This is a genomic window from Plantactinospora alkalitolerans (assembly GCF_015690345.1).
GTDB classification, from domain to species: Bacteria; Actinomycetota; Actinomycetes; order Mycobacteriales; family Micromonosporaceae; genus Plantactinospora; species Plantactinospora alkalitolerans.
In genome coordinates, this window is sequence record NZ_JADPUN010000363.1 from 1 (window position 1) to 3159 (window position 3159).

Consider the following 3159-nt stretch of genomic DNA (forward strand, 5'->3'; position numbering starts at 1 on the left):
CGGTGGGCTGAACACCGTCCGGTCCAACCGCCGCACCTCGGGGGCCGGGTCGACCGCGCGGATCTCCGACCGGGCGGCGATCCGCTCCAGCGCGACGGGCTCGCCCCGGACCACCGCCGCGTAGACGCAGGAGCAGCCGGCGCGGTAGGCGGTCGCCTCGTCCGAGGCCACCCGGGCGCCGCTCTCGTACCACCGCCGCAGGTCGCGCTCCGGTACGCCGTCGCCGGTCACGGCGGCGCTCCGCTCCTGGTAGTCCCGGATTTCCTGATCCTTGCGCTCGGCGACCTGCAGCATCCCGGCGAGCACGTCCTCGGGGATGCGGAAGGCCGGAATACGCACGATCTGGGTCTGGGTGCCCGGCCGCCACAACCGGCTGAAGACCTCGGAGACCGAGACCCCGGTCAGCACCGGGGCCAACCGGTCCGGCGCCAGGTAGGCCGACATCGTCACCAGGGCGTACGTCTGCCGGGCCGACTCGGCCGGGCCGGCGTCGAGCAGGGCCCGCAACTCCCCCCGGCTGGACTCGACATAACCCGGAATGGACTGGCCCTGCTCCACCCCGACCCGGGTGACCTCGCCGACGGTCTGGTCGACCGCTGGCCGCCGATCGGCCGCCCACACGGCCGTGACCAGTACGGCAGCCGAGCAGAGCAACGCGACGGTGGTCAGCAGCCGGAGCCGCAGCGGGCCGCGCCCGAGTCGGGCCATCCCACGGGCCAGGGGCGGCAACAGTTGACGGTCCAACTGTCGCAACAGGTCGCCGGGGTGCACGGGCGAAACTCCCCCTCGTCGGGTCACCGATGGCGGTCGGTCAGTCGCGCAGGATGCGAAGTGCAACTTCCAGGTCGTCAGGGTAGTCGCTGACGAACCGAACCTGCTCGGCCGTACGGGGGTGCTCGAAGGCCAACTCGTGGGCGTGCAACCACTGGCGGGCAAGGCCAAGCCGGGCCGACAGGGTGGGATCGGCCCCGTATGTCAGATCGCCGACACAGGGATGCCGCAGGGTGGAGAGGTGCACCCGGATCTGGTGGGTCCGGCCGGTCTCCAGCCGTACGTCGAGCAGGCTCGCCGCCGGAAACGCCTCCAGGGTGTCGTAGTGGGTGATGCTGGGTTTGCCACCCGCCACCACCGCCCAGCGGTAGTCGTGGTGCGGATGGCGGTCGATCGGGGCGTCCACGGTGCCCCGCAGCGGATCGAGATGCCCCTGGACCACCGTGTGGTAGCGCTTCTCCACCTCACGGGCCTTGAAGGCCCGCTTGAGGAGGCTGTACGCCTGCTCGCTCTTGGCCACCACCATGACGCCGGTGGTGCCGACGTCCAGCCGGTGCACGATCCCCTGCCGCTCGGCGGCGCCGCTGGTCGCGATCGTGTGCCCGAGCGCGGCCAGCCCGCCGATCACCGTGGGCCCGGACCAACCCGGGCTCGGATGGGCGGCAACGCCGACCGGCTTGTCGACCACCACGATGTCGTCGTCGGAGTACACGACCCGCAGCCCCGGCACCGTCTCGGCGATGACCGTCGGCGGGGCGGCCGGTGCGGGCAGCACCACCTCCAGCCACGAACCGGCGGAGACCCGGTCGGACTTGGGACGGGCAACGCCGTCGACGAGCGCGTCACCGGCCTCCACCAGCGCCGCCGCCGTGGTGCGGGACAGGCCGAACAGCCGGGAGACCGCCTGGTCCAGCCGCATGCCGTCGAGTCCGTCCGGTACCGGCAGGGACCGGACGTCTCCGGTCGGCCGGAGCTGGCCGGCGCCGTAGGTCGAGGTCATGCCCGGCCCTGCCGTTTCGTCTCGGTCGTGGTGTCGGCCTTCGTTCCGGCATCCTGACCGGGGGCCTCGGCATCCCGGCTGGGGACCTCCGCATCCCGACCGGGAACCTCGGCGTCCCGGCTGGGGACCTCGGCATCCCGGCTGGGGACCGGCTCGCCGGCCCTGGGCCGCGACCGGAGCCGGGTGCCGTCGCGCTGGCGGCCGGTGAGTTCCAGCAGCACCGCCAGGACGACCCCGCTGACCAGGGCGCTGTCCGCGAGGTTGAAGATCGGCCAGACCTGCCCGTACGGGTCGAACAGGCTGACCATGTCGACCACGTGTCCGACGAACACCCCGGGAGCCCGGAAGATCCGGTCGGTCAGGTTGCCGAGCGCGCCGCCGAGTACCAGGCCCAGTGAGATCGCCCAGGGCAGCGAGCGCAACCGTGCGGCCATCCAGCCGATCCAGCCGATCACCACGGCGGTGACCAGCGGGAATACCCAGGTGTGATCGGAGGCGAGACTGAACGCCGCGCCGCTGTTGCGGGTGAGCGTCAGGTAGACGGCGCCGCCGAGCAGGCGTACCGGTTCGCGGTCGGAGAGTTCAGCCAGGGCCAGGTGCTTCGTACCGAGGTCGGCGAGCCAGACCAGTACGGCGGTGGCCAGCAGGACCGTGACGGCGACCCGCCGCAGGCGTCCCGGGGTCGGCCGATCCGGGGATGACCCGGCGGGTCCTGCCTCGGTCGTCCGCTCGTCGTCGATGTTCAGCAGGAGTCCCTTTCTCCGTTCACGACCCGGCTGGGCTCACCGGCGCTCCTCCAACTGCTTGCACGAGACGCACAGCGTGGCGGACGGGAACGCCGCGAGCCGCTCCACCGGGATCGGATTGCCGCACCGCTCGCACCAGCCGTAGCTGCCCTCGTCAAGCCGTTCCAGGGCCCGCTCCACCTGAGTGATGCGCTCCAGGATGCTGTTGGCGAGGGAGATCTCCTGCTCCCGCTCGAACGTCTTGGTGCCGGTGTCGGCCTGGTCGTCCCCGGCCGAGTCGGTCAACCGGTCGCGCTGCAGCTCGGTGATCTCGCTCAACGTCTGATCGTACTCGCCGCGCAGTTCGTCGCGGCGGGCCGCCAGGGCGGCCCGGATCTTCTCGGTCTCCGCGGCACTGCGGGCGGTCCTCGGCGCGGCCTTCGATGCGGCCTTCGATGCCGACTTACGGCCGGCGGCGGTCCTGGTCTCGGCTGGCTTAGCCATCGTCGCTCCCTAGGCCGCGGACTCCGCGGCGATCGGCCGTGCCTGGACAGGATCCTCCGGTGCCCCGACGGTGGATCGACTGATCCTGTTCGGTCCGGTCGCTCGGGCGGGTGCGACCGGTGGGGTGGCGTCGACGGTGGAGAACGCCCTCGCCAGGTC

Annotated in this window: 3 protein-coding genes and 1 pseudogene; all 4 read right to left on the reverse strand. The window is 72.0% G+C overall.

The window, feature by feature from the left end; all coding sequences use genetic code 11:
* A partial coding sequence (locus tag I0C86_RS37635; protein WP_196206086.1) for a hypothetical protein occupies positions 1-771 on the reverse strand: 771 nt, incomplete at its 3' end.
* 40 nt (positions 772-811) lie between these two features.
* Positions 812-1771 carry an RluA family pseudouridine synthase gene (locus tag I0C86_RS37640; RefSeq protein ID WP_196206087.1) on the reverse strand — a complete coding sequence of 320 codons (960 nt, stop codon included), beginning with the start codon at positions 1769-1771 and terminating at the stop codon, positions 812-814.
* Positions 1772-1917: 146 nt separating this feature from the next.
* Positions 1918-2520 (reverse strand): annotated as a pseudogene (gene lspA, locus I0C86_RS37645) (signal peptidase II); the annotation flags it as partial.
* 33 nt (positions 2521-2553) lie between these two features.
* The gene (locus I0C86_RS37650; protein WP_196206088.1) at positions 2554-3000 is read right to left on the reverse strand and encodes a TraR/DksA family transcriptional regulator; all 447 of its coding nucleotides are present in this window, start codon (positions 2998-3000) and stop codon (positions 2554-2556) included.
* Positions 3001-3159 lie beyond the last annotated feature (159 nt).

What these genes read in the sequence shown, in the direction of transcription:
- I0C86_RS37650 (WP_196206088.1), bottom strand. Translation starts at nt 3,000, where the DNA reads ATGGCTAAGCCAGCCGAGACCAGGACCGCCGCCGGCCGTAAGTCGGCA.
- I0C86_RS37640 (WP_196206087.1), bottom strand. Translation starts at nt 1,771, where the DNA reads ATGACCTCGACCTACGGCGCCGGCCAGCTCCGGCCGACCGGAGACGTC.